Origin of the sequence: Sphingomonas melonis DAPP-PG 224 (assembly GCF_000379045.1) — a bacterium.
In the GTDB taxonomy this organism is placed as follows: Bacteria; Pseudomonadota; Alphaproteobacteria; order Sphingomonadales; family Sphingomonadaceae; genus Sphingomonas; species Sphingomonas aquatilis.
This window is the reverse complement of the sequence record NZ_KB900605.1, coordinates 3,435,545-3,461,804: the sequence shown is the minus strand read 5'-3', so window position 1 is coordinate 3,461,804 and position 26,260 is coordinate 3,435,545. Positions and strand designations below refer to the sequence as shown.

The following is a 26,260-nucleotide window of genomic DNA, read 5'->3' as shown; positions in this document are numbered from 1 at the left end:
CGCTAGACCAGCGCCTTGCCCGCGGCAAATTCGACGAGCGCGCCGAAGGTTTCGAGCATGTCGCCATCGACCTCGTCATCCTCGATCAGGATGCCAAGCCGATCCTCGATCTCGGTCAGCACGCCCGCGACCGCCATCGAATCGAGTTCCGGCAGCGCGCCGAACAGCGGCGTCGTCGCCCGGAAGTCCGCGACCCGCTCGGGCGAGAGGCCCAGCACATCGGCAAGGACGGCGCGAACGGTGGTTTCGACCTGGGTGTAGCCTTCGGGAAGCAAAGCGTTCGGCCTTCGATCGGGGACGTGCGCGGCTGCGTTAGAGGCTGGGGCTGCATTCGGCAATAACGTGACGCTATGAGGGGATATGGCGCCAGACCCGACACCGTTTCCGATCGACCATCTCCTGCGGGGAGACCCCGACGCCCCGGCGCTGATCGAGCGCGCGCGGACGTGGCGCTTCGCCGAGGTGGAGGCGGCGGTGGCGAGCGTGGCAGGATGGCTTGCGGCGTCTGGATTTGCGCCGGGGGCGCGGGTCGCGACATGGCTGCCCAAGACGGCGCTGGCGTGCGTCATGCCGCTCGCCGTGGCGCGGGCGGGGCTGGTGCATGTGCCGGTCAACCCGGCGCTGCGCCGGGCGCAGGTGGCGCACATCCTGGCGGACAGTAGCGCGGCGTTGCTCGTGACGCAGGCGTCGCGCGCGGCGACGCTGGAGGCTGGTGACCGACCCGCCGACTGCCGGTTGGTCGAGGCGGACGCGGTGCCGATGGCGGACGCCGGGCCGGGGCGGTCGGACCGCGATCCGGCATCACTGGCGGCGATCCTCTACACCTCCGGGTCGACGGGGCGGCCGAAGGGCGTGATGCTGAGCCATGCGAACCTGTGGCTGGGGGCGGTGTCGGTCGCGCATTATCTGCGCCTGTCGCCCGCGGATCGCGTGTTGGGGGTGTTGCCGCTCTCGTTCGACTATGGGCAGAACCAGCTGCTTTCGAGCTGGTATGCCGGGGCCGCGGTGGCACCGCTCGACTATCTGATTGCGCGCGACGTGGTGAAGGCGGTCGAGCGCACGCAGGCGACGACGCTGGCCGGGGTGCCGCCCTTGTGGGTGCAGTTGCTCGAAGCGGACTGGCCGGCGGAGACGGCGGCGCGGCTGCGGCGGCTGACCAATTCGGGCGGCGCCCTGACGGAACGGCTGGTGCGCGGCCTGCGGTCGCGCTTCCCGCAGGCGGATCTGGTGGCGATGTATGGCCTGACCGAGGCGTTTCGGTCGACATGGCTCGACCCGGCGCTGATCGACACGCATCCCGATGCGATGGGCCGGGCGATCCCCTTTGCCGAGGTGGCGGTGGTGAAGGCGGACGGGACGCGCGCGGTCGGCGAGCCGGGCGAACTCGTCCACGCCGGGCCACTGGTCGCGCAGGGCTATTGGCGCGATGCGGAGCGGACCGCGCAGCGCTTTCGTCCGACGCCCGCGTGGATGGCGAGCGGTGGCATGGCGGTCTGGTCGGGCGATACGGTGCTGGAGGGCGCGGACGGGCTGCTGCGCTTTGTCGGGCGCGATGACGAGATGATCAAGAGCGCCGGCAACCGGATCAGCCCGCTAGAGGTGGAGGAAGCGGTACTCGCCGGTGGCGAGGCGCGCGAGGCGGTGGCGGTCGGCGTGCCCGATCCGCGCTCCGGTCAGGCGATCGTGGTGGTGCTGGCGGGCGATCCGGCGGGCGAAGACGCCTTGCGCGCGCGGTTGCGCGGGCTGCTGCCGAGCTTCATGCAGCCGGCGCGCTACGACTGGCGCGAGGAATTGCCGCGCAACGCGAACGGCAAGCTGGACCGGGCGGCGATCCGGGCGGAGACGAGAGCATGAAGCCGATGGGGGCGCTGCCGCCCGAATTCGCCGGGCAGCGCGGCAGGTTGACGATCGCAGGGCGGCCTGCGGACGACTGGGCGGAGGCGACGCCCGTCTTCGTCTATGACGTCGGCATCGTCGCAGCGCGGGTGGCGCGGTTCCGGGCGGCCTTCCCCGACGTGGATCTGCATTATGCGATCAAAGCCAACCCCTTGCCCGCGCTGCTCGACCGGGTCGCGCCCCTGGTCGACGGGCTGGACGTCGCGTCGGGGGGCGAGCTGGACAAGGCCTTGGCGGTCAAGCCCGCGTCGGCGATCAGCTTCGCGGGGCCGGGTAAGCGCGATGTCGAGCTGCGCGCGGCGATCCGGGCAGGCGCGACGCTCAACGTCGAATCGGAAGGCGAGGCGACGCGGGCGCTGGGGCTGGGCGAAGACCTCGGCATCGCGCCGCGGCTGGCGGTGCGGGTGAATCCCGACATCGAATTGCGCGGTTCGGGCATGCGGATGGGCGGGCGACCGTCGCCTTTCGGCGTCGATGCGGCGCGCGCGGCGGCACTGGTCCGCGCGATCGTCGCGAACGGGGCGGACTGGCGGGGCTTTCACATCTATGCCGGCAGTCAGGCGCTGGATGCCGGCGCGATCGCCGAGACGCAGGCCGCGACGCTGGCGCTCGCTGCGCGACTCGCCGACGAGGCGGGGATGGCGCCGCCGCTGGTCAATCTGGGCGGCGGGTTCGGCGTGCCCTATTTCGCCGGCGACGTGCCGCTGGATGTCGAGGCGGTGGGCGCGGCGCTAGGCGAGGCACTGGCGGCGCGGCCCGCCGTTCTCGGCCAGACCCGCTTTGCGATCGAGCTGGGGCGCTGGCTGGTGGCGGAGGCGGGCGTCTATCTGACGCGGATCGTCGATCGCAAGGAGAGCCAGGGCGAGACGTTCCTCGTCACCGATGGCGGCCTCAATCACCAGCTCGCCGCGTCGGGCAATTTCGGCACGGTGGTACGGCGCAACTATCCGCTGGCGCTGGCGCGCGACGTGGGCCGCGCGGGTGACGAGACGGTGTCGGTGGTGGGGCCACTGTGTACGCCGCTCGACCGGCTGGGCGACCGGATCACGTTGCCGTATGCCGACGCGGGCGACCTGATCGCGATCTTCATGGCGGGGGCCTATGGTGCCAGCGCCAGTCCGTCCGGCTTTCTGGGGCATCCGCCCGCGGTGGAGATCGTCGCGGGTTAGGGGAAATCGGCATTCGGGTATGCCGCCACCAATTCCTGCCCCCGCCAGGCGGACGGAGAAGCTGTGAAGGAGGGGGGAGCGACACATCGGTTCGCGCTTCCTCCCCCTCCGTCATGCCTTCGGCATGCCACCTCCCCCTGGCGGGGGAGGAATGGATGCTCCGCGTCGATATTGGTCTGCGCGGGATCAGTCGATCGTGATCGTCGTGTCGAGCGTTACCGCCGGCAGGTTGGCGGACGTATCCTGCAACGCGACCGTCGCGCCCTTGCGCAACGGGCCGAGATGGTAGGTGATCTCCACGCCCGTCATCGGCTCTCCTGGGCGGCAGGCGCCCGCGGTCACCGCGCTGCCGCACAAGGGGCGCTGGGTGGAGGGCGGGGCCGCGACCGCGCCGTCGATGCGGACGACCCGCGCCCGGCCGATGCCGGTTTCCTGCACGACGACGCTGATCGGCCCGGTATGTGGCCGGTTGGTGTGCGTCTGGTCGGGTGCGATCCGTTCGGATTGCGTCGCGGAACTGACGGCGACGATCTGAAGGCCGGTCAACGGCGGGGCGGATTGCGCGCATGCCGCCACCGGCGTAAGCGCCAGCATGAGGCCGGCGGTCAGGAAAAGCCGTGTCATCCGGCCATCATACCCGCGCCGTCGTTCTGTTGCGAGAGGGACGACGGTGGCCTTCCCTGCAGCGTCACTAACGCTATCTTCACCTCTCTCGCGCCATAGCCATCGCTCAAGCCCTTGATCTCACGTGTGCGTGGCGGTCCATGGGCGTCAGGAGACATTGCATGCGTTCCGGTAAGTCCGTCCGTGTCCTGCTCGCCATCGGCGCCGCGTCCAGCGCGCTTGGCGGATGCGTCGGTGGCGGCGCCAGCCATCCCGAACTGCCGCCCGCCAGCTATGTCGCATCGAAGGAACAGCCGGGCGAGGAATATGTCATCGGCCCGCTCGACCAGCTCAACGTCTTCGTCTGGCGCCAGCCGGAACTGACCGCGAAGGTGCAGGTGCGCCCCGATGGCCGCATCACCACGCCGCTGATCAACGACATGCCCGCGGTCGGCAAGACGCCCGCGCAGCTCGCTGCCGACATCAAGAAGGCGCTGAGCCAGTATGTCACCGACCCGCGCGTGTCGGTGATCGTCGAGAATTTCTCCGGCACATACAGCCAGCAGGTGCGCGTGATCGGCGCGACCGAAAAGCCCGCGTCGATTCCCTATCGCGCCAACATGACGCTGCTCGATGCGATGATCGCGGTCGGCGGCCTCAGCCAATATGCGGCGGGCAACAAGGCGAAGCTGATCCGGCACGACCGCGATACGGGCGAACAGCACGAATATCAGCTGCACATCGCCGATCTGCTGAAGCGCGGCGATTCGAGTGCCAACGTCAGCCTGCAGCCGGGCGACGTCATCATCATCCCCGAATCGATGTTCTGACCGGATGAACGGCCTGTACGACGAAGCGCGCCTCGCGCTCCATGCGATCTGGACCCGGCGCTGGCTGGCGCTGGCGGTCGCCTGGGGCGTGTGCGTGCTCGGCTGGTTCGTGGTGAGCCAGATCCCGAGCCGCTACGAATCGCGGGCGCGCGTGTTCGTGCAGATGCAGTCGATCCTGCCTGCGTCGATGGATGCCGCCCCCCAGACGCAGCAGAAGGACGTCGACACGATCCGCCAGACACTGGTCAGCGCGGTGAACCTGGAAAAGGTGGTGCGCGGCACCGACCTTGCGCAGACCGTGTCGAGCGACCGCGACGTCGCCGATCGCGTCGCGGGCCTCGCGCAGGCGATCAAGGTGGAAAGCCAGCAGGACAATCTGTTCCAGATCACCACCACCGCGGCCAGCCCCAAGCTGGCGCAGCAGATCACCCAGAAGCTGATCGACATCTTCGTCGAAACCAACCTGGGCCGCGATCGCAGCCAGACGACGCAAAGCCTCGACTTCCTCGATGCGCAGCTGGCGCAGTTGCAGAAGCGGCTGTCGGATGCGGACACCAAGCGGTCCGATTTCCAGACGCGCTACCTCGGCTCGCTGCCCGGGACCGGTACGGTCGCTGACCGGATCGGCGCGTCTCGCGCGCAGATGGCGCAGGTCGACGGCGATCTCGCCACCGCGCAGTCCAGCCTCGCAACGTTGCAGGCGCAGATGGCGGGCACGCCGCAGACGGTTGCGGGCACCGGCGGCATCGCCGCTGGGCCGGCGCGTGCGGCGCTTGCTGCCATCCAGGGCCAGCTCGCCGATGCGCGGGCGCGGGGCTATACCGACCAGCATCCCGACGTGATCGCGCTGAAGCGCCAGCTCGCCGTCGCGCAGGCGGCGGCGCAGCGGGAGCCGGCGGGTGCCGGGCCGGCGGGCACGCCAAACCCCGTCTACCAGTCGCTGCAATCGATGCTGGCCGACAAGCAATCGGCGGTCGCCGGGCTGCGGATGCGCAAGGCGCAGTTGCAGGGCGATCTCGACCAGCTGACCGCGAAACTGTCGCAGGACCCGGCGGTCGCCGCCGAACAGGGGCAGATCGACCGCGACTATCAGGTGCTGAAGGATCAATACGACCAGCTGCTGACCCAGCGCCAGCAGGTCGCGCTGCGCGGGCAGGCAGCGACGCGGACGGACAATGTGAAATTCTCGGTCATCGACCCGCCGACGGTGCCGCGCGCGCCGACAGCGCCCAACCGCATGCTGCTGCTCACCGGCGTCCTCATCGCGGGGCTGGGCGCGGGCATCGGCGCGGCGTTCGCGATGGGTCAGCTGCGCGCGACCTTTGCCACCGCACCGCGGCTGGAGAAGGCGACCGGCATGCCGGTGATCGGCGCGATCGGCGAAGTCGTGACGCGCGTGCAAGCGGAGCAGCGGGCGAAGCGCCTGAAAATCTTTGCGGGCGGTGCCGCGGGGCTGGTGGCGGCCTATGTGCTGCTGCTCGGCGTCGAAGTGCTGCAACGCGGTCTGGCGGCGTGACGGGGACGATATGATGCACAAGCCCATCCGCCGCGACTCGCTGCTCGAACGGGCCGCGCGCGCCTATGATTTCGGCGCGGGGTTCCGGGCGCCGGTGAAGGATGCCGGTGATCCGGTGCAGGACGACGCCGTCTCGGCACCCATGCCCGCGCCCGACGTCGAGCCGGCACCGGTCGCCGAAGAGCCGGCATGGCAGGCGGCGGCGCCGATCGACGATCCGACCTTCCTTGCCATCCCGCCCGAATTGCGCGCGCCGGTGGGGCAGGAGCTGCCGCCGGCCTTTTACGAAACGCCCGAGCTGAGCGACATCGCCGGCATCGATCGCGGCATGCTGGCCGAAGCCGGGATGATCGTGCCCGGCGCGCCGGTGGGGCCGCTCGCCGAGGAATTCCGCCTGATCAAGCGCCAACTGCTGATCACGCGCGAACGCATCGCGCAGGGCCATCAGGGCGACAAGGCGCGGACCGTGCTCGTCTGTTCGGCGCGACCGGGCGACGGCAAGACCTTCTGCGCGGTCAATCTCGCGCTCTCGATGGCGATGGAGCGCGATACCGAGGTACTGCTGGTCGATGCCGATTTCGCCAAGCCCGACGTGCTGGCGCGCCTGGGTCTCGCGGAACAGCCGGGCTTGCTCGATGCGCTGGCCGACAGCCGGATCGATGTCGAGAATCTCGTCATCCGCACCGATATTGGCGGCCTGTCGATCCTGCCCGCGGGTACGAAGACGGCGACGGATACAGAGCTGCTCGCCTCCGCGCGCACGCGGACGGTGCTATCGCGCCTGCTCGACGCCAATCCGCGCCGCATCGTGATCTTCGATTCGCCGCCCGCGCTTGCCGCCTCGCCCGCGGCGGTGCTGGCGATGCTGGTCGGACAGGTGATGCTGGTGGTGCGCGCCGACGATACGCCCGAAAACGAACTGCGCGAGGCGGTCCAGCGGCTCGACGGCTGCGACGAGATCGCACTGGTGCTCAACGCCGTGTCGTTCGTACCCGGCGGACGACGCTACGGCACCTATTACGGTCAGGAGGGGGGCAAGTGATGCGGTCTATCTCTCTCGGGCTGGCGCTGGGCGCCTGTGCGGTCGCCGGATCGGCCGAGGCGCAAGGACGGCGCGTCACCGCGACACCCTATATCGAACTGGGGCAAGTGCTCGACGCCGATCTCAACAGCGGCGATGTGCTGACCTATTCGACAATCGCGGCGGGGATCGATTTGGCCGCCAATACGTCGCGGGTGAACGGGCAGCTGTCCTATCGCTACGAACGGCGGATCGCCTGGGACGACCGGATCGGCGATTCGGACGTCCATACCGGTCTGGCGCGCGTTTCGGCGAAGGTCGCGCGCGGCCTGACGCTGGAGGCGGGCGGTATCGCGACGCGCGCGCGTGCCGACATCCGCGGAGCGGCGCCGGGCGTGCTGGTCGGCAATGTCGATAACATCAGCCAGATCTATTCAGTCTATGCCGGCCCCAGCTATGCGACCAACGTCGGGCCGGTGGCGGTCGCCGCCAGCTATCTGGCGGGTTATACGAAGGTCGAAAGCCCCAGCTTCGTCGGCGTCGGCCCCGGCCAGCCGCGCTTCGATTATTACGATACCGCCTTCAACCAGTCCGCCGGGATCAGCGCGGGCGTGCGGCCGGGCCAGGTCCTGCCCGTCGGCCTGACCGCCAGCGCCGGCTGGGACCGCGAGGATGCGGGGCAACTGGATGGCCGCTACGAGGGCTGGCGCGTGCGCGGTGACGCGTTGTTGCCGGTATCGCCCTATGTCGCGCTGACCGCAGGTGTCGGCTACGAACGGATCGAGACGAGCAACCGCCCGGCGCTGACCAATGCGGCGGGCCAGCCCGTCGTCGATGGCGATGGTCGTTTCGTGACCAACAGCGCCGCGCCGCGTCAGATCGCCTATCGCACTGACGGCGTCTATTATGACGCCGGTGTCGTCTGGCGCCCCAATCGCCGCGTGTCGGCGGAGGCGCGTGTCGGCAAGCGCTTCGGGTCGATCAGCTACAGCGGCCTTGCCACCTATCAAGCGTCCGAACATGTCGGAATGGCGGTGAGCGTCTATGACAGCGTCACGACCTTCGGCCAGCAGCTGCGCAACGGGCTACAACAGCTCCCGACCAGCTTCATCTCCGCGCGCGATGCGTTCACGCAGCAGTTCAACGGCTGCGTCTTTTCGACCAGCGGCGCGACGCCGGGCGGCTGCCTGAACGACGTGTTCCAGTCGATCCAGACCGCCAGCTATCGCGCGCGCGGCGTCGATGCGGTGCTGTCGGTCACGCGCGGTCGCACCACCTATGGCGGCGGCATCGGCTATGCGAACCGCAAGCTGTTCAACCGCGACGACGTGCCCGGCGTGACGCTGTACGGGATCGAGGATCAGAGCGCCTATGGCCAGCTGTTCCTCAACCGCCAGCTGTCGCCTGTCTCGACCATCGACGGCAACCTGTTCGTCAATTATTACGAATCGGGCGTTGCACAGGCGGCCGGCGTCTGGGCCTATGGCGGCACTGCCAGCTATGGGCACAGCTTCGGCCGGATCACCACCTCGGCCAGTGCGGGCGTTTATGCGTTCGACACGGGCGATCTGGACACCACTTGGTCCGCGCAGGCGCTGATCGCCGCGCGCTATTCCTTCTAGGGGCCGCACAGGATGTACGAAGACCATTTCGGGCTGACCGGACGCCCCTTCCAACTCACCCCGGACGCCCGCTTCTGGTATGAGACGGCGACGCATCGCAAGGCGATGGCCTATCTGGGCTATGGCATCGCGCAGGGCGAGGGGTTCATCGTCGTGACCGGCGATATCGGCGCGGGCAAGACGACGCTGGTGGGGCATCTGACCGGCCTGCTCGATCCCGCCGCTCTGAACGTCATCACGATCGTGTCGACCGCAATCGCCGCCGACGACCTGCTGCGCGTCGTCGCGACCGGGCTGGGTGTCGATCCGGCCAACCTGACCAAGGCGCAGCTGCTGACCGCGATCGAACGCGGACTGCATGCGGTGAAGCGCTCCGGCCGGCGGACGCTGCTGATCGTCGACGAAGTGCAGGCGCTGCCGGTCGATTCGCTCGAAGAGCTGCGCATGCTGTCCAACTTCCAGGCGGGCGGGCATGCGCTGCTGCAGATTCTGCTGCTCGGCCAGCCCGAGTTCCGCGAGCGGTTGCAGGGATCGGAGCGGCTGGAGCAATTGCGCCAGCGCGTCATCGCCATCCACCACCTCGATCCGATGGAGCCGCATGAGGTCGCCGATTATGTCGCGCACCGCCTGTCGGTGGTCGGCTGGCAGGGGCGGCCGGACTTTGCGGACGATGCGTTCGAGGCGCTGTATCGCGGGTCGGGCGGCGTGCCGCGGCGGCTCAATCAGCTGGCCGCGCGGGTGATGCTGGCGGCGGCGCTGGAGGGGCATGAGCTGATCGACGGCCGTCTGGTGCGCCAGGTAGTGCGCGATCTGGAGGCGGACCTGCCGGCGAGCTTTACGCCGACGGTGGTGCAGCGGGCCCCTGAGCCCGACCCCGAACCCGTGACCGAGGCGGCTGTCACGCCGGAGCCGGTTGCTATCGAGCCCGCGGTCGGGACGGTCGAGGCGGAACCTGAAACCACCATTGAAGAACCGGCCATCGAAGACGTGACGCCGATCCGCCGCTTCGTGCCGCGCACGCCGCAATGGCTCGAACCCGTCGCCGATGCGCCGCGCGATCCGCTGCCGATCGTGGTGGAGCCTGTGGCCGAAGCGCCTGCGTTTGCGCCGATCGTCGCGGATGCGTCCGACGACGTTACGTCAGAGCCACTGGTGGAAGAAACGACGACCGAAGACGCGCCGGCCGCGACCGAAGCGGAGCCGCAAGCGGCACCGGCCGCCCCCGCGTCGAGCGATGCCGAGCGCATCGCGGCGCTGGAGGCGCGGATCGCGCAACAGGAAGAGGCGCTGCGCCGTGTGCTGACGCTGTTGGTCGACTGGGTCGAGGCCGACCGTAGCGAGGCGGCGGCGACCGCAATGGTTGCCGGCGTTGCCGACCTGCACCACGGCCATGATGCCGTCCCCATCCGCTCGCCCGCCGCGTGGGACCATGCCGCCTGAGCCGCTCCGCAACGGCCTGTCGGTCGATGTCGAGGAATGGTTTCAGGTCGGCGCGTTCGAACGCACGATCGACCGCGCCGACTGGGACACGATCGCGAGCCGGGTGGAGGCGAACACCGGCGCGGTGCTCGACCTGTTCGCCGAAAGCGGGGTGAAGGCGACCTTCTTCACGCTTGGCTGGGTCGCCGATCGCCATCCGCGACTGATCCGCCGCATTGCGGATGCGGGGCATGAAATCGCGAGCCACGGCTGGGACCATCAGCGCGTCTTCACCATGGACGCTGCGAGCTTCCGTGCCGATCTGGCACGCGCGCGGGCGGCGCTGGAGGATGCGAGCGGGCAAGCGGTGACCGGCTATCGTGCGCCCAGTTTCTCGATCGACCCGCGCAATCTGTGGGCCTTTCCGGTGCTGGCGGAGGCGGGCTATGCCTATTCGTCCAGCGTCGCGCCGGTCGCCCACGATCATTACGGCTGGCGTGATGCGCCGCGCTACGCCTTTCGTCCGCTGAAGGATTCGCCCTTGGTCGAGCTGCCGGTGACGGTCGCGCGCGTGGCCGGGCGGCATATTGCGACGGGCGGCGGCTTCTTCCGCATGCTGCCCGGCGCACTGACCGATTTCGCGGTGCGGCAGGTCAATGCGGAGGGGCATGCGGGCATCTTCTACTTCCATCCTTGGGAGGTCGACCCGGACCAGCCGCGCGTTGCGGAGGCGCCACTGCGATCGAAGGTGCGGCACTACAGCCGGCTCGGCGCGATGGCGGGCAAGCTGCGCGGCCTGATCGCGCGACACGACTGGGGCCGCGTCGACGCCGTCGTCGCGCGCGAGGCGGCGCTGCTCGCGTGATGCACGCGCCGATCGAGCCGCGGCTGGACGTGCGCGAGGCGAACCTGGGCGATGTCCGGGAGAGCGGTGCGATCGACGCCTTCGTCCGTGCGGCGGCAGAGGCGACGCCGTTCCACCTGACCGGCTGGAGCCGCGCGGTCGCGCGGGGCAGCGGCCAGCGTGCCCGCTATCTGGTCGCGAGCCATCCCGATGGTGATATCGCCGGTGTGCTGCCACTGACCGAGATGCGATCGCCGCTGTTCGGCCGGGCGCTGGTGTCGACCGGCTTCGGCGTCGACGGCGGCATATTGGGCGATGGCGTGGAGGCGTTGGCGGGGGCGGCCTGGGCACTGGCGCAGCGATTGGGCTGCCCCGGCGTCGAATTGCGAGGCGGGCCAGCGCCGCGGGGCTGGGCGACCAACGATACCGCCTATCTCGGCTTTGTTCGCAATCTGGCGGCGGATGACGATGCGGAATTGCTCGCGGTGCCGCGCAAGCAGCGTGCCGAAGTGCGTCGCGCGTTGGGGCTGGACCTGGAGGTCGTCACCGGTGGCGAGGCGCTGCTGCGCGAGCATTATGGCGTCTACGCCGAATCGGTGCGCAACCTGGGCACGCCGGTGTTTCCGGCCAATCTGTTCCGCCACGTTGCGGGGGCGCTCGACAGCGATGTGCTGACCGTGCGGCATCAGGGGCGGGCCGTGGCGAGCGTGCTGAGCCTGTATTTCCGCGGCACCGTCTTTCCCTATTGGGGTGGCGGGACGGCGGCGGCGCGGGGGCTGCGCGCCAACGATCGCCTGTATTTCGCGCTGATGAGCCATGCGCGGGATCGCGGCTGCACGCGGTTCGACTTCGGCCGGTCGAAGACGGGTACGGGGGCGGCGGCGTTCAAGAAGAACTGGGGCTTTACCGGCGTGCCGCGCTGCTATGCGACGCGCAACGACGGGCCGGCGCGCGAGGTCAATCCGCTCAATCCCAAATATGCGATGATGGTGGCGACATGGAAGCGGCTGCCGCTGCCGCTCGCCAATCTGATGGGACCGTGGATCGCCCGCGGCCTGGGCTGATGGAGCTGCTGTTCCTCGCGCACCGCGCGCCCTTTCCGCCCGATCGCGGCGACAAGATCCGGAGCTATCACGTCCTGCGTCATCTGATGGCGCGCACGCGCGTCCATCTGGTCGCGTTCGCGGAGGGCGACGCGGATTTCGACGTGCCAGCACCGCTTGCGGAGGGCCTGGAGAGCATCACGCTGATCCGTCGCACCAAGCCGCAGGCGCTGGCGGCGGTCGAGGCGCTGGCTACGGGGCGGCCCGTGTCGCTCACCGCCTTCAATGCCGCGGCGATGCGGCGGGCGGTCGCGGTGCGGCGGGTCGATGCCATCTACTGTTTTTCCGGGCAGATGGCGCAATACCTGCCTGCGGGCGTGCCGGCGGTGATGGACTTCGTCGACGTCGATTCCGCCAAGTTCGCGCAATTTGCCGATGCCGGCAGCGCGGCGATGCGCTGGATGATGCGGCGGGAGGCACGGCTGCTCGGCGCATTCGAGCGGCAGGTGTCGGCAAGCGTCCGCGCCAGCCTGTTCGTCAGCGAAGCGGAGGCGGCGCTCTTCCGCAGCGGCGGTGGGGCAGGGCGGATCGTCGCGGTGGAGAATGGCATCGACGCGGCGGCGTTCGATCCGGCGGGTGTCGATGCAGCGACACAAGGCCCGTTGCTCGTCTTCACCGGCCAGATGGATTACCGCCCGAACGTGGAGGCGGTGGCGTGGTTCGCCGCCGAGGTGCTGCCGCGGCTGCGGCAGACACACCCCGCCGTCCGTTTCGCGATCGTCGGGCGTGCGCCGACCGCGGCGGTGCAGGCGCTCGCCGCGCCCGACGTGATCGTCACTGGTGCGGTCGACGACGTCCGCCCCTGGCTGGCGGCGGCGAGCGTGTGCGTCGCGCCGCTGCATCTGGCGCGCGGCATCCAGAATAAGGTGCTGGAAGCGATGGCGATGGCGCGACCCGTCGTCGCCTCGCCCGCCGCCGCCGAGGGCATCGACCATGCCGGCACGTTGCGGGTGGCGGGCAGCGCGGCCGAGCAGGCACGGGCGATCGGCGCGCTGTTGGACGACCCGGATGCGGCATCCGCGTTGGGCGATGCGGCGCGGGCGCGTGTGTTGGCGCGGTACGATTGGGCGGCGCGGCTGGCGCCGCTCGACGCCCTGCTGGGGCTCGGCGCATGAGCGGCTGGCGGCGGCATGGGATCGCGCTGGCGCTGGCTGTTGCACTCATCCTGCTGATGTTCCGCGCCGATGTCGTGCGGCTCGCCACGATCTGGTGGACCAGCACGACCTTCGGGCATTGTCTGTTCATCGGGCCGGTGATCGGCTGGCTGGTCTGGCAGCGGCGGCGCGAGCTGGCCGCCTTGACGCCGACCGCCTGGTGGCCCGGGCTCTTGCTTGTCGCGGCGGGGGGCGCCGGCTGGCTGATGGGCGATGCGGGTTCGGTCAGCTTCGCGCGGCAATTGGGCTTGGTGCTGATGCTGCAAGGCGCGGTGGTGACGCTGCTTGGCGCGCAGGTGGTGCGCGGGCTGCTGTTCCCGCTGGCCTATGCGCTGTTCCTCGTCCCCTCCGGCGAGGCGCTCGAGCCGCCGTTGCAGGCGGTGACGGTGCGGATCGTCATGCCGCTCCTCCACCTGTTCGGCGTGCCCGCCACGTCGAACGGCGTGCTGATCCACGCCGGCCGCTATTATTTCGAGGTGGCGGAGGCGTGTTCGGGCGCGAAGTTCGTCATCGCGATGCTCGCGTTCGGCGTGCTCGTCGCCAACGTCTGTTTCGTGTCGTGGCGGCGGCGGATCGGATTCATGGTCGCCGCGCTTGTGGTGCCGGTGATCGCCAACGGTCTGCGCGCCTTTGGAACGATCTACGCCGCGAACCTGACCAGCGTGGAGGCGGCGACGGGGTTCGACCATATCGTCTACGGCTGGCTGTTCTTCGGGTTGGTGATGGCGGCGGTGCTGGCGATCGGGTGGCGCTGGTTCGATCGCGCGCCCGATGCGCCCGCCTTCGATCCTGCACGCCTGCCGCCCGTGCGGAGGGGGCGGATCGCGTTGCCGCTCGGTGTGCTGCTGACCGTCGCCACCGCCGGTATCTGGCCGATGTGGAGCGCCGCCATCGCGCATCGCGCCACGCCGCTGCCAGCGCAGATCGACCTGCCGGTGGTGGCCGGCTGGACCCGGGTGCCGCTCAGCCAGCGCGCGCCGTGGCAGCCTTACTATCCCGGTGCGGATCACGTCCTGTTCGGTCGCTACGCGCGCGATGGCGCCGCGGTCGACCTAGCCGTCGCGGTGTTCGCATCGCAGGGCGAGGGGCATAAGATCGGTGCGTTTGGCACCGGCCCGATCCGCGAGGAGGACCGCTGGGTCCGCATCGCCGACGCCGCGCCGATCGCTGGCGGTGCAACGCTGCGTATGACCGCGCCGGGCAGCGACGGCCATGCGGTGGAGCGCATCGTCGCGACGTGGTATGTCGTCGGCAACAGGGTTACGGCGGACGAGCGCGTGGTGAAGATCGAGACGATGACGGCAAAATTGCTCGGCGGTCCGCAGCGTGCGGTGGCGATCCACCTGTCGGCCGAAGTGACGCCCGGCCGCGACGCGCGCGCGGACATCGCCGCCTTCGCCGCGGCCTTGGGCCCGATCGATGGCGTGGCGGATCGCCTGACGGGCGCGCGCTGATGTGCGGCATTGCGGGGCTGTTCCACCCCGGCACTCCCAAGCCCGTCGATCCCGCCCGCATTGCCGCGATGATCGCGGCACAGGCTCACCGTGGTCCAGATGGCGAAGGCATATGGACCGCGCCGGGCGTCGGGCTGGGCCATCGCCGGCTGTCGATCATCGATCTGGAGGGCTCGCCGCAACCGATGCACGCGGGTGCGCTGAGCGTCACCTACAATGGCGAGATCTACAATTTCGCCGAGCTGCGCGCGCAGCTGGAGCGGGGTGGCGCGCGTTTCGTCACCGATGGCGATACCGAGGTGCTGCTGCACGGCTGGCGCGCCTGGGGGCCGGGGCTGCTCGACCGGCTGAACGGCATGTTCGCCTTCGCGATCCACGATGCGGAGGCGGGAAAGCTGTTTCTCGCCCGCGATCGGCTGGGCGTGAAGCCGCTTCATTATGTCGAACTGTCCGACGGCAGCCTCGCCTTCGCGTCCGAACTGAAGGGCCTGCTCGCGCATCCGTTGCTGCGCCGCGTGCCCGATGCGACCGCGATCGAGGATTATCTGGCATTCGGCTACGTCCCCGACGACGCCTGTCTGATCGCCGGCGTGCGCAAGCTGCCCGCCGGCCATTGCCTGCTGGTGCGGCGCGGGCAAAGCGTACCGGCGCCGCACCGCTGGTGGGACGTCAGCTTCGCCGATCGCGCGACCAGATCGGCCCGCGCGCTCGGCGAGGAGCTGCTGGCGCATATGCGCGAGGGCGTGCGCAGCCGCATGGTCGCCGACGTGCCGCTCGGCGCCTTCCTCTCGGGCGGCGTCGACAGCTCCGCGGTCGTGGCGCTGATGGCGGAGGCGAGCAAGGCGGCGGTGCGCACCTGTACGATCGGCTTCGACGAGGCGGGCCATGACGAGCGCGCGCATGCCGCGGCGGTCGCGCAGCGCTTCGCCACCGATCACCATGCGCAGGTCGTGCGCCCCGATGATTTCGCGCTGATCGACACGCTGGTGCATCATTTCGACGAGCCTTTTGCCGATGGCAGCGCGCTAGCCACCTATCAGGTCGCGGCATTGGCGAGAGCGCGGGTGACCGTGGCGCTGTCGGGCGATGGCGCGGACGAAGTGTTCGCCGGCTATCGCCGCTACCGTTTCCAGGCGGCCGAAGAGCGCGTGCGGGGCCTGCTGCCGCCCGCATGGCGCACCGCGGCCTTCGGGACGCTGGGGCGCTATTATCCCAAAGCCGATTGGGCACCGCGGCCCCTGCGCGCGAAGACGACGTTGCTCGCCCTCGCCAGCGATGGCGACGAGGCCTATGCACGCGCCGTCGGTGTCACCTCGCCAGAGCTGCGAGGCATGTTGCTTGGCGCCGACGTCCGCGCCGCACTGCAGGGCCATCGCGCGGAGGATCGCTATGTCGCCGCGATGCGCGCGGCGCCGGCGCGCGATGCGATCGATCGCGCGCAATATGCCGATCTGAAGATCTGGCTGCCCGGCGATATCTTGACCAAGGTGGACCGGACGAGCATGGCGGTCGGGCTGGAGGCGCGCGAGCCATTGCTCGATCATCGGCTGGTCGAGTTCGGCGCGCGACTGCCCGCGTCGATGCGGCTGCACCGGGGGACGGGCAAATGGCTGATGAAGCGCAGCCTGGAACGCTATCTGCCGCGCGACATCCTCTATCGTCCCAAGATGGGCTTCGTCACGCCGATCAGCGACTGGTTCCGCGGGGCGCTGGCCGATGAAGCGGAGGCGCTGACGCGGTCGCGCTTCCTCGCCGATAGCGGCTGGCTGGCGATGCCGACCGTCGCGCGGCTGGTCGAGGCGCATCGCAGCGGGCGCGCCGACCACGGTCGCACCCTGTGGCAATTGATGATGCTGGAACGCGCCGGACGCCGCCTGTTCGGCTGATCGTTTCGCGGCCGGTGTCACCGCACTGTCATCAAATCCTAACCCGCCATTTACCGCTCGCCCCCTAGGGTCGAGGCCATGTTGTTCGACATCGATCTGCTGCGCAACGGCGCTTTCGGTGGCGTGCAGGCGTCGGTGAAGGGCGAGGGTGTTTGCCTGATCCACACCGCCTCGCTGGCGCAGGCGGTGGATATGTTCCGGCAATCGCCCGACCTTCGGCTGCTCGCGATCGTCGATGCGCAGCGCCGTCCGGTGGGCGTCATCCGGGAACGCGATGTCCGGACCATCCTGTTCAACCCCTTCGGCCACGCGCTGATGCAGAATCCCAGCATCGGCGGATCGCTGACGACGCTGATTCGGCCCTGTGGGACCGCGGATGCGGGGCTGGATGCCGACGCGCTCGTGCTCGCCTATCTCGACGCGGGCGGGGACGGACTGGTGCTGACCCGCGATGGCGTCTTCGATTCCGTGGTCGATGCGACCGCATTCGAGCGGCTGTCCATCCAGCGTCGTACGCAGGTGATGACCGATCGCGAAGCGCGGGCGGCGCGGATCGATGCGGCGGGCAAGGCCTTCACCGCCGATGTCGCGCATCTGGCAGCGGAACTCGCCGAGGCGGCGGAGCGGATCGCCGCGATGGCCGGATTGGTCGTCACGCGCGCGGGGGCCTCTCGCCGGGATGCGGCGTCGGTGGCGGGTGCGACCGGGCAGATGGTCACCGCGCTGACCGACATCGCGGAACTCGGCCGGACCCTGGCGACGACGCTGGACGGCATCGGCGGGCAGACGGCCCGCGCCGCAGCTTTGCGCAGCGACGCGCGCGTGGCGGTGATCGCCGCGGGCGATCGCGTGACGCGACTGGTGGAGAAGGCGACCGCGGTCGACGACATGCTGCGGCTGATCCAGACGATCGCCAGCCAGACCAACCTGCTCGCCCTCAATGCCGCGATCGAGGCGGCGCGCGTGGGAGAGGCGGGGCGTGGCTTCGCGGTGGTGGCGAGCGAGGTGAAGATGCTGGCGCAACAGACCGGCACGGCGGCCAAGGACATTGCGGCGCGGGTGGCGGACATGCACGGCCTGCTCGGCGACGTCGTTGGCGGCCACCGCACGCTGGAGGCGACCATGGCCGCCATCGCCGACACGGGTGTCGCGATCGAACAGGCGGTCGCCGCGCAGCAGGGCGCGACGCGGCGTATCGCCAGCCATGTCGAGCAATCGGCAGAGGCCGGCCATGCGATCGACGATCGTGCGCGTGCGATCAGCGATCAGTCGGCGGCGATCGGCGACGACGTGTCGGGGCTGGAGGCGGTGTCGCGGACATTGGCCGAATCCACCGGCCGTCTTCAGTCGCGCGCGCGCAGCTTCGTGCAGCTCACCGCATCGTTGTAGGCCTCAGCGCAGCTTGGCGATCGACAGGCCATCGGCCTTGGCGCGATCCTTGGTCGATTCCTCGCTACGCTTGAGTGCCTTGGCGATCGCCTTCAGCGCCATGCCCTTCTTGGCGAGCGTGTGCAGCTTCTGAATTTCGTCTGCGGTCCAGGGCTGGCGATGGCGTTCGAACGTCTCTCCCTTCGCCATCAGAACACCGCCAGGGCGGCGTGGAGGGTGAGCGCGACGAGCGCGAGCGTGGAAGCGAGGAACAGCATGAAGCGGGGCAATACGCGATTGACCGTCGCCTGCACCAGCGAATGCGCGATCCGCAAGCCGACATAGGCCCAGGCGATCGCCGCATTCGGGCCGCTGCCCGTGCCGCTCAGCGCGATGACGGTGCAGACGGCGTAGAACAGCGTCGGCTGCTCCATCAGGTGATTGTAATTGTGCGCCTTCCACTGGATGTGCCGGGGCAGCGCCCGATCCGCATCGGCGGCGGTCGATCCGACCAGCTTGCCCATGTCGACGCCCGCCGCCTTCATCGCGGGCATGCGCGTCGCCAGCATCCAGACGAACATCACGAGTGTCCAGGCGATGAGAGCCACCATCGGGCGCAGGATGTCGCTGTGCATGTCGTCCCCTCCGTTGGGAGCGGAACCTGACGCACGGCGTTTCGTCCCGCAACCTTTCATATCGGCGGCTCCGGATCACTCGGGGCTTCCAAGCCAAGGACGAGGCACGATGAAGCAGACCGGCAATACGATCCTGATCACCGGCGGCGGTTCCGGCATCGGTGCGGCGCTAGCACAGCGCTGGCACGATGCGGGCAATACCGTCATCATCGCAGGCCGCCGGCAGGAGGCGCTGGACGAGGTCGCGAACGGGCGCGACACTATCCACACGATGACCATCGACGTCGACAGCGCGGAGGGTGTGTCCGACTTCGCCAAGCGTGTGATCGAGGCGCATCCCGACCTCAACGTGCTGATCAACAATGCCGGCATCATGCGCTTCGAGACGCTGGAAACGCAGCGCGACCTGTCGGATGCCGAAGAGACGGTAACGACCAACCTGCTGGGGCCGATCCGCCTGACCAACGCGCTGATCGACCACCTGAAGGGCAAGGACGATGCGGTGATCGTCACCGTCACCTCCGGGCTTGCCTTCGTGCCGCTGGTCGATGCGCCGACCTATTGCGCGACCAAAGCGGCGATCCACAGCTACACGCTGTCGCTGCGCAACGCGCTGGACGGCAAGGTGGAGGTCATCGAACTGGCACCGCCGGGCGTGCAGACGACGCTGACGCCGGGGCAGGAAAAGCGCTCGATGTACCAGCCGCTTGACGATTTCGCCGACGAGGTGATGCGGCTGTTCGGCGAGCAGCCGACGCCGAAGGAGATTCTGGTCGAGCGCGTTCGTGGCTTTCGCAACGCAGAACGCGACGGCAATTTCGATGCCACGATGAAGCAGCTCAACGATTTCGCCCGCAAGGCGCGGGAGGAGGGGAACGCCTCTGCATAATCCTACACCCGTTCGTGCTGAGCGGGTCGAAGCACGGCCTTCCACACGAGAGACGGCGCGTGCGGGGGCCCACCCTTCGACAAGCTGAGGGTGAACGGGGGTTGGGGTTGGCGCCGAAAAAAAAGGGCGCCCCGGACCGAACCGGGGCGCCCTCATCATGCAGCCCGCAGGCCCGACTTACTTGTCGAACAGCTTGCCCCAGCGGTGGACCGGACGATCCTTCCACAGGCCGCGGTGATAGGCGTCGGACGCCAGCAGCGGCATCACGCTGCCCGCTTCCGCGAACACCATCTGTTCGATGCCGGTGTTAACCTTGCCCCAGCTGGCCGCTTCCTGCAGCGTCGAGGACGAGCAGGCACCGTCGCGCACGTCGGCGACGGTGATCTGCACGGCGTACTTGTGCACCTGGACGTCGTCATGCCCAAGGATCTCGGCGCAGACGACCGTGTCCTGGATGAAGTTCTTCGGCACGCCGCCACCGATCATGAGGAGGCCGGTGGTGCCGGCTTCGATCTTGATCTCGGTCAGCTCACGGAAGTCGGCGACCGCGTCGATCATGACATAGGGCTTGCCCGCCTTGGCGGCATCGACCTGATGCTTGACGAGGCCGAAGCCGGCCGAGCTGTCGACGAACGCCGGGCAGAAGATCGGCACGTCATGCTCGTAGGCGAGCTTGACGAGGCTGTTCTCCTTCTTGCCGTGCTGGACCAGGTACTTGCCCATCTCGCGGATGAACGCGCGCGACGAATACGGACCGGCCGGCAGCGATTCCGCGATCTCGAAGATCGTGTGGTCGACGTGCTGCAGCGCTTCCTCGTCGATGTACGTGTCGTAGATGCGGTCGATGTAGAGCGAGCGCAGCGTGTCGTCGTCGGGGATTTCGAGCGCCTGATAGTGCTTGTGGCCCAGGCCCTCGAAGAAATCCATGTCGACGATGGTCGCGCCGGTGGCGACGATGCCGTCGACCATGTTGTTCTTCACCAGCTCGGCGTACAGGTCCATGCAGCCGCCGGCCGAGGTCGAACCCGCGATGACGAGGAAGATCGAGCAGTCCTTGTCGGCCAGCATCTGGTTGTAGATGTTGGTCGCACGGCCGAGGTCGCGGCTGGTGAAGCTCATGTCCGCCATCGCCTCGACGATCGGGCGCGCGTCGAAGCTCTTGATGTCGATATGCTTGACCTGCTTCGACAGCAGCTCGGCCTTGCGGGTGTCGTTGATCGGCGCGTTGGCGCCTGCGGTCTTGGTGAGGGTGTCGGTCATGGTTCGCCTTTGGCTATCCAATACCCGTCGTCATTCACTGTTGGGGACGCGGAAACCCAATGATCTCCCCCCGCGCGGGCGCGCGAGGGGAGGGAAAAGATCGATTACGGTAGGGGCGTTACAGCTTGACGACGTTGCCCGCACGCTGCTCCGCGACGAGGCGGTCCTCGACGTAGACCGACAGCATCGGCTCGTCGGTCACGACGACGGTGTCGCCGGTGCCGAAGCCGTTGAAGCCGGTGCGCATCGCCTGGCCATAGGCGCCGAGCATGCCGATCTCGAAATAATCGCCGGTGTTCGTGTCCGCGGGCAGCGGGAACGGGCCGGCCATATAGTCGAGATCGTCGCAGGTCGGACCCCAGAAAGCGAAGTCCATGTCGCGCGCGTCCGATTCCGGCTCGCGCAGCAGCCGCACCGGATACTTCCAGCCGATATGCGCCGCATCGAACAGCGTGCCATAGGCGCCGTCGTTGATGTACAGCTCATGCCCGCGGCGGCGCTCGACGCGCACCACGACCGAGGCATATTCGGCGCACAGCGCGCGGCCCGGCTCCGCCCACAATTCGGCCGAATAGCTGACCGGCAGGCTTTCAAACGCGCGATGGATCGTCTCGAAGAAACGCTCCAGCGGCGGTGGGGTCATGCCCGGATAGGCCGAGGGGAAACCGCCGCCGACGTCGATGACGTCGACCGTCACCGCCGCGTCGACGATCGCCGCGCGCACCCGCTCCATCGCATTCGAATAGGCGTCCGGCGACATCGTCTGGCTGCCGACGTGGAAGCAGATGCCGAGCGCGTCCGCCACCTGACGGGTTGCGATCAGCAGCTCCTTCGCCTCCGACTGGCCGACGCCGAACTTCGAACCGAGGCTCAGCTTGGCATATTCGGAAGAGACGCGCAGGCGCACGCACAGCGTCAGGTCGGTCGCGCCCTGCGTCGCACGCACGATCTTCGCCAGTTCCTCCAGGCAATCGAGCGAGAAGGTCTTCACGCCGTGGACGAAATACGCCTCGGCGATCGCCTCTTCCGACTTCACCGGGTGCATGAAGCAGCAGGTGGCGTCCGGCAGCGTCGCCTTCACCAGGCGCACTTCCGCGATCGACGCGGTGTCGTAATGCGTGATGCCGTTGTCCCACAGGATCTGGAGCAACGCGGGCGTCGGGTTCGCCTTCACCGCATACATCGGACGCCCCGGAAACTTCTCGACAAAGAATCGGGCGGCCCGCGCAGCGGCGTGCGGACGGACGAGCGTCACCGGATCGACCGGGCGACTCTGGGCGATGTCGATGCCCCCACCGAGAACGGAGGAACGGGCGGTCGAGAGGGGCGCTAACCCCAGCGCGCTATGGTGCTTGGCCAATTCAAGGGACCTCCAATTGCCTTACGGCATACGGTGACAAAAGCTGCCTTGCGGTTGGAAGTCCCATGGGGCAGCGGAGGCGCGATCTATGGTTGCTTGGCCTGCATGTAAAGTGGCTGATCGCACGAAAGGACGAAAAGTGACGATTTTGCGACAGCCGACGCGGGCAGGGGTGCGGGACGCGGCCGAAAAGATCGCGCGCATCCTGCCGCCGACGCCGCTTTATGTGCATGAAATCAAGGGGATGAAGGTCGCCTTCAAGGCGGAATCCCTACAGCCGATCGGCGCGTTCAAAATCCGCGGCGCCTGGCACCGGTTGACCGCCTTGGACGCGGAATCGCGCGCCCGCGGCGTCGTCGCCTTCTCCAGCGGCAACCATGCGCAGGGAATCGCCTGGGCCGCGAAGAGGCTGGGGATGCCGGCGACGATCGTGATGCCGGCCGACGCGCCGCGTGCGAAGCTGGAGGGCACGCTGGCGCTCGGGGCGGAGGTGGTCCGATACGATCGGGCAACCGAAAGCCGTGAAATCATCGCCGCGCGACTGGCGGAGGCGCGCGGCGCGACCCTGGTGCCGAGCTTCGACGATCCCTGGGTGATCGAGGGGCAGGGGAGTGCGGGAATCGAGGCGGAGGCGCAGATGGCCGCGCTCGGCCTCGGCGCGCCGCGCCGCGTCGTGGTGCCGTGCGGCGGCGGCGGCTTGTCCGCAGGGCTGGCGCTCGCCTTGAAGGATGCGGCGATCACCGTCGTGGAGCCCGAGGGCTGGGACGACATGCGCCGCAGCCTGGAGGCGTCATGGATCGAGCCGGTCGGCCCCAACCCGCCGCCGACCGCCTGCGATGCGCTCCAGACGCCGCGCGTGTCGCCGCTGACCTTCGACGTGCTGGCCCGCCGCGATGCGACCGGCGTCGCGGTCAGCGAGGCGGAGACCGCGGCCGCGCAACGTTGGGCGGCGGAGCATTTGCGGCTGGTGGTCGAGCCGGGCGGCGCCGTCGGGCTGGCCGCGGTACTGGCGGGCAAGGTTGCGATGGAGCCGGGGCTGCTGGTGATCCTGTCGGGCGGCAACGTCGACATCGACGCCTATGCGCGGGCGATTGCGGGCTGACCCCTTCCTCCGTCATCCCGGCGAACGCCGGGATCCATGGAGGCGGTGAACCAGCGTTGAAATGCCGTCAGCAGCGGCGGGTGTCCATGGATCCCGGCGTTCGCCGGGATGACGAATATTAAAACCCCTTGCCGAGACAGCTATCCAGCCCGTTGCGCTTCACCACGCCGACATAGCGCGCCAGCGCATTGCCATGCCGCCGCACGAAGCCGCGCGGGTCGATCGCGGCGCGTTTCTTGGGGAGCGGCAGCACCGCGGCGATCCGGCCCGCCTCGGTCGGCGACAGGCGAGTTGCGTCATGGTTGAAATAGCGGAGCGCGGCGGCATCCGCGCCATAGGTGCCGATCCCCGTCTCGGCGACGTTGAGGTACACCTCCATGATCCGGCGTTTGCCCCACAAGGTCTCGATCAGGACGGTGAAATAGGCCTCCAGCGCCTTGCGCGCATAACCGCCGCCTTGGAACAGGAACACGTTCTTCGCCGTCTGCTGGCTGATCGTCGACCCGCCGCGCAGGCGCTTGCCCTGCGCGTTGCTGTAGGCGGCGCTGGCGATCCCCTTCCAGTCGAAGCCGTGGTGCGAACAGAAGCGCGCGTCTTCGCCCGCGATGGCGGCGCGCGCCATGTCGGGGTCCATCTCGGACAGCGGCATCCATTGCTTGGTAACGCTGCGCCCGCCGAGCAGGTCGCCCATCATCGTCCAGGTGAAGGGCACGGGCACGAAGCGGAAGATGCCGACCATCAGCACCGACACGATGACGAACGCCAGCACGGCTTTCAGCAGGATACGGAGGACGCGGCTCATCGCCGCGCTTTACGGGGCGGGGTGCTCCGGCATCAAGCCCAGGATCGCAGCCGCGGCGTCGATGCCGGTCTGGTACGCGCCATGCGCGGTCGAAAAGTCGTGGGCCGAACAGGCCTCGCCGACGAAGAACAGCCGGTCGTCGACGGGCGCCGCCAGCGCTGCCCGCGCCCCCGCATGGCCGACCGCCGCATGGCTGTAGCTGCCGTGGATATGCGCCGCGTCCCGCCAGCGCGTCGCACCGAGCGGATGCAGCCGCCGCCGCCAGTCGCTGCCAAGCAAGGCGACCAGTTCGCGAATCGCAAAGTCGGTCGCCGCCCGCTCGTCCGCCATTCCTTCCGCGCAGGCGCCGCCGAAGAAGCTTTCGATGATCGGCAGCCCGAACGGCGACAGCCGGTGGCTGGCGGTGCAGGCGCTGTGCGGGTTGCCGGTCAGGTGGGCATGCGCCGGCCATTCGGGCGTGTCGACGGCGAGGAAGACCTTGTCGGCGAGGCCGAGCGGCAGGTTCGCCGCGGCCTGCTGCTTGTCGGGCAGCGGCGGGTCGAAGACCAGTCCGCCATACGCCGTCGTGGGTAGCGCGAGAATGACCCGCGCCGCATCGATCGTCCCCGCAGGCGTATCGAGCCGGATCCTTGTCCCGCGATGATCGATCCGCGTGACGGGTGTGTCGAGCCGTACCGGCACGCCCCGCGCGTGCGACACGATCAGCGTGCCATAGCCGGCCGGCAGCGCCCAATTGTCGTCGCTCGCCGCATCTTCATAGGCCGCCCAGTCGTGGAGCGACACGCGGTCCAGCGGCGCGCCATTGGCATAGCCAGAGATGGCATCGATCATCGGTCGCCATGGATCGTTCGCGGCGACGAAATCCGACAGCGGGCGGTCCGGGCCGTCGAGTGCGGCATGCGCGGCGGTTTCGAACCGGTCGTAGGCTTCGCCGAACGCACGTTGTTCGTCAGGGGGAAAGCCCAGGTCGCGCCATTGGACGCCCCAGTTGGGGGACGACCGGTCGATGGTGACGCCGGCGGCCTCGGAGATCCGGGTCCAGGGATTGCGCTTGGCGGAGTGGAGCCAGCCGCAGCCGGCGTCGACGATGACGGAAACCTTCGACCCAATTCGTTCGTCACCCCGGACTTGTTCCGGGGTCCACTTGGCGGCGTGGGGGGCGTCTCGTGGCTCGAACGATCCCCCAGTGGCCGGGTGGACCCCGGAACGAGTCCGGGGTGACGGGGTAAGTGGGACGAAGGCCGCGCTCCCATCGAGCGGCAACCGCAGACTACGCGCCCGCCCACCAAGGCGGTCGCCCGCCTCGACCAGCAATACCTCGGCACCCGCATCGTGCAGCGCCCGCGCCGCGGCGATGCCGGCCGCGCCGCCGCCGACGACGACGGTCAGGCCGGCCGGCGCGCTCACCTCAGGCCGCGATCAGGCGCTTTTCGCCGGCGATGCGCATCATCGCCTTTTGCAGCTTCTCGAACGCCCGCACCTCGATCTGACGCACGCGCTCGCGCGACACGCCGTACACCTGGCTCAGCTCTTCCAACGTCTTGGGATCGTCGGTCAGACGCCGCTCGGTCAGGATGTGCTTCTCGCGGTCGTTCAGGTCGTCCATCGCGCTGACCAGCATGTCGTGGCGGACGTCCGCCTCCTGCGCGTCGGCGACGACCGCGTCCTGCAACGGCGCATCGTCCTGCAACCAGTCCTGCCACTGGCCCTCGCCATCTTCGCGCATCGAGACGTTAAGCGACGTGTCGCCGCCCATTGCCATGCGACGGTTCATGCTGACGACATCGCTTTCGGCGACGCCCAGATCGGTCGCGATCTTGGTGATGTGTTCGGGACGCAGGTCGCCGTCCTCGAACGCGTCGAGCTTCGACTTCATGCGCCGCAGGTTGAAGAACAGCTTCTTCTGTGCCGCCGTGGTGCCCATTTTCACGAGGGACCACGACCGCAGGATATATTCCTGGATCGACGCGCGGATCCACCACATCGCATAGGTGGCGAGGCGGAAGCCCCGATCGGGCTCGAACTTCTTCACGCCCTGCATCAGGCCGATATTGCCTTCGCTGATCAGCTCCGACGTCGGCAGGCCATAGCCGCGATAGCCCATCGCAATCTTGGCGACGAGGCGCAGGTGGCTGGTGACGAGCTGCGCCGCCGCCTCGGTATCGCCATGCTCCTGGAAGCGCTTGGCGAGCATATATTCCTGCTCGGGTTGCAGGATGGGGAATTTCTTGATCTCGGCGAGGTAGCGGTTGAGGCTCTGCTCGCCGCCGAGGGCAGGTATCGTCGCGGGGACGTTGCTGCGGGCTGCCATGATCTGATCTCCCTTA

Annotated in this window: 24 protein-coding genes; 15 read left to right on the top strand and 9 right to left on the bottom strand. The window is 68.7% G+C overall.

Annotation, left to right across the window (positions count from 1 at the left end; genetic code table 11):
• Nucleotides 1-2: 2 nt before the first annotated feature.
• On the bottom strand, nt 3-275 hold the full coding sequence (locus SPHME3_RS0116835; RefSeq protein WP_017978185.1) for an acyl carrier protein: 273 nt from the start codon (nt 273-275) through the stop codon (nt 3-5).
• Between the two features lie 85 nt (nt 276-360).
• On the opposite strand from SPHME3_RS0116835, the gene SPHME3_RS0116830 reads away from it, so the two are divergent.
• Together SPHME3_RS0116830 and SPHME3_RS0116825 are read left to right on the top strand one after the other, a co-directional pair.
• The gene (locus SPHME3_RS0116830) at nt 361-1,854 is read left to right on the top strand and encodes an acyl-CoA ligase (AMP-forming), exosortase A system-associated (protein ID WP_017978186.1); all 1,494 of its coding nucleotides are present in this window, start codon (nt 361-363) and stop codon (nt 1,852-1,854) included.
• Complete coding sequence (locus SPHME3_RS0116825) at nt 1,851-3,065, top strand: pyridoxal-dependent decarboxylase, exosortase A system-associated (protein WP_017978187.1); 1,215 nt, start codon at nt 1,851-1,853, stop codon at nt 3,063-3,065. The genes SPHME3_RS0116830 and SPHME3_RS0116825 overlap by 4 nt, the downstream gene beginning before the upstream one ends.
• A gap of 186 nt (nt 3,066-3,251) precedes the next feature.
• Here SPHME3_RS0116825 and SPHME3_RS0116820 read toward each other — a convergent pair whose 3' ends face one another.
• Nucleotides 3,252-3,689: a DUF4879 domain-containing protein gene (locus tag SPHME3_RS0116820; protein ID WP_017978188.1), complete on the bottom strand. Its 438-nt coding sequence runs from the start codon at nt 3,687-3,689 to the stop codon at nt 3,252-3,254.
• A 161-nt stretch (nt 3,690-3,850) separates the two neighbouring features.
• Between SPHME3_RS0116820 and SPHME3_RS0116815 the strand changes: the two genes are divergently transcribed.
• The 11 genes from SPHME3_RS0116815 to SPHME3_RS0116765 all read left to right on the top strand — a co-directional run bounded on the left by SPHME3_RS0116815 (nt 3,851) and on the right by SPHME3_RS0116765 (nt 17,906).
• The gene (locus SPHME3_RS0116815; protein ID WP_017978189.1) at nt 3,851-4,498 is read left to right on the top strand and encodes an XrtA/PEP-CTERM system exopolysaccharide export protein; all 648 of its coding nucleotides are present in this window, start codon (nt 3,851-3,853) and stop codon (nt 4,496-4,498) included.
• Between the two features lie 4 nt (nt 4,499-4,502).
• Complete coding sequence (locus tag SPHME3_RS0116810; RefSeq protein WP_017978190.1) at nt 4,503-6,014, top strand: XrtA system polysaccharide chain length determinant; 1,512 nt, start codon at nt 4,503-4,505, stop codon at nt 6,012-6,014.
• Nucleotides 6,015-6,024: 10 nt separating this feature from the next.
• Nucleotides 6,025-7,056, top strand: a complete 1,032-nt coding sequence (locus SPHME3_RS0116805; protein WP_017978191.1) for an AAA family ATPase — start codon at nt 6,025-6,027, stop codon at nt 7,054-7,056.
• Nucleotides 7,056-8,657, top strand: coding sequence for a hypothetical protein (locus SPHME3_RS0116800; RefSeq protein ID WP_017978192.1), 1,602 nt, complete (start codon nt 7,056-7,058; stop codon nt 8,655-8,657). Before SPHME3_RS0116805 ends, SPHME3_RS0116800 begins: the two co-directional genes overlap by 1 nt.
• A gap of 12 nt (nt 8,658-8,669) precedes the next feature.
• Entirely contained in the window at nt 8,670-10,097 is a 1,428-nt protein-coding gene (locus tag SPHME3_RS0116795) for an ExeA family protein (RefSeq protein WP_017978193.1), read from the top strand.
• On the top strand, nt 10,087-10,941 hold the full coding sequence (locus SPHME3_RS0116790) for an XrtA system polysaccharide deacetylase (protein ID WP_017978194.1): 855 nt from the start codon (nt 10,087-10,089) through the stop codon (nt 10,939-10,941). The genes SPHME3_RS0116795 and SPHME3_RS0116790 overlap by 11 nt, the downstream gene beginning before the upstream one ends.
• Complete coding sequence (locus SPHME3_RS0116785) at nt 10,941-11,984, top strand: FemAB family XrtA/PEP-CTERM system-associated protein (protein WP_017978195.1); 1,044 nt, start codon at nt 10,941-10,943, stop codon at nt 11,982-11,984. Before SPHME3_RS0116790 ends, SPHME3_RS0116785 begins: the two co-directional genes overlap by 1 nt.
• Nucleotides 11,984-13,138 carry a TIGR03087 family PEP-CTERM/XrtA system glycosyltransferase gene (locus SPHME3_RS0116780; protein WP_017978196.1) on the top strand — a complete coding sequence of 385 codons (1,155 nt, stop codon included), beginning with the start codon at nt 11,984-11,986 and terminating at the stop codon, nt 13,136-13,138. Before SPHME3_RS0116785 ends, SPHME3_RS0116780 begins: the two co-directional genes overlap by 1 nt.
• Entirely contained in the window at nt 13,135-14,631 is a 1,497-nt protein-coding gene (gene xrtA / locus SPHME3_RS0116775) for an exosortase A (RefSeq protein ID WP_017978197.1), read from the top strand. Before SPHME3_RS0116780 ends, xrtA begins: the two co-directional genes overlap by 4 nt.
• Nucleotides 14,631-16,517 carry an XrtA/PEP-CTERM system amidotransferase gene (locus SPHME3_RS0116770; protein WP_017978198.1) on the top strand — a complete coding sequence of 629 codons (1,887 nt, stop codon included), beginning with the start codon at nt 14,631-14,633 and terminating at the stop codon, nt 16,515-16,517. Before xrtA ends, SPHME3_RS0116770 begins: the two co-directional genes overlap by 1 nt.
• 78 nt (nt 16,518-16,595) lie before the next feature.
• Nucleotides 16,596-17,906, top strand: coding sequence for a methyl-accepting chemotaxis protein (locus SPHME3_RS0116765; protein WP_017978199.1), 1,311 nt, complete (start codon nt 16,596-16,598; stop codon nt 17,904-17,906).
• A 3-nt stretch (nt 17,907-17,909) separates the two neighbouring features.
• Here SPHME3_RS0116765 and SPHME3_RS0116760 read toward each other — a convergent pair whose 3' ends face one another.
• A complete protein-coding gene (locus tag SPHME3_RS0116760) occupies nt 17,910-18,095 on the bottom strand; it encodes a hypothetical protein (RefSeq protein WP_017978200.1) in 186 nt (61 codons plus the stop codon).
• Nucleotides 18,095-18,520: an MAPEG family protein gene (locus SPHME3_RS0116755; RefSeq protein WP_017978201.1), complete on the bottom strand. Its 426-nt coding sequence runs from the start codon at nt 18,518-18,520 to the stop codon at nt 18,095-18,097. Before SPHME3_RS0116755 ends, SPHME3_RS0116760 begins: the two co-directional genes overlap by 1 nt.
• Before the next feature lie 109 nt (nt 18,521-18,629).
• On the opposite strand from SPHME3_RS0116755, the gene SPHME3_RS0116750 reads away from it, so the two are divergent.
• Entirely contained in the window at nt 18,630-19,409 is a 780-nt protein-coding gene (locus SPHME3_RS0116750) for an SDR family oxidoreductase (protein ID WP_017978202.1), read from the top strand.
• Nucleotides 19,410-19,586: 177 nt separating this feature from the next.
• Here SPHME3_RS0116750 and SPHME3_RS0116745 read toward each other — a convergent pair whose 3' ends face one another.
• Both SPHME3_RS0116745 and SPHME3_RS0116740 read right to left on the bottom strand, forming a co-directional pair.
• Nucleotides 19,587-20,669 carry a 1,9-bis(guanidino)-5-aza-nonane synthase gene (locus tag SPHME3_RS0116745; protein ID WP_017978203.1) on the bottom strand — a complete coding sequence of 361 codons (1,083 nt, stop codon included), beginning with the start codon at nt 20,667-20,669 and terminating at the stop codon, nt 19,587-19,589.
• A 118-nt stretch (nt 20,670-20,787) separates the two neighbouring features.
• A complete protein-coding gene (locus tag SPHME3_RS0116740) occupies nt 20,788-22,029 on the bottom strand; it encodes a type III PLP-dependent enzyme (RefSeq protein ID WP_081614878.1) in 1,242 nt (413 codons plus the stop codon).
• A gap of 139 nt (nt 22,030-22,168) precedes the next feature.
• Between SPHME3_RS0116740 and SPHME3_RS0116735 the strand changes: the two genes are divergently transcribed.
• A complete protein-coding gene (locus tag SPHME3_RS0116735) occupies nt 22,169-23,131 on the top strand; it encodes a threonine ammonia-lyase (protein ID WP_024310491.1) in 963 nt (320 codons plus the stop codon).
• Between the two features lie 118 nt (nt 23,132-23,249).
• Here SPHME3_RS0116735 and mtgA read toward each other — a convergent pair whose 3' ends face one another.
• Genes mtgA through rpoH form a run of 3 tightly spaced genes read right to left on the bottom strand, consistent with a single transcriptional unit; the run spans nt 23,250 to nt 26,244 of the window.
• Nucleotides 23,250-23,933, bottom strand: a complete 684-nt coding sequence (mtgA, locus tag SPHME3_RS0116730) for a monofunctional biosynthetic peptidoglycan transglycosylase (RefSeq protein WP_017978206.1) — start codon at nt 23,931-23,933, stop codon at nt 23,250-23,252.
• A gap of 9 nt (nt 23,934-23,942) precedes the next feature.
• Nucleotides 23,943-25,340 (bottom strand): flavin monoamine oxidase family protein, encoded by a 1,398-nt coding sequence (locus tag SPHME3_RS0116725; RefSeq protein ID WP_017978207.1) that lies wholly within the window; start codon nt 25,338-25,340, stop codon nt 23,943-23,945.
• Nucleotide 25,341: 1 nt separating this feature from the next.
• A complete protein-coding gene (gene rpoH, locus SPHME3_RS0116720) occupies nt 25,342-26,244 on the bottom strand; it encodes an RNA polymerase sigma factor RpoH (protein WP_017978208.1) in 903 nt (300 codons plus the stop codon).
• Between the last annotated feature and the right edge of the window lie 16 nt (nt 26,245-26,260).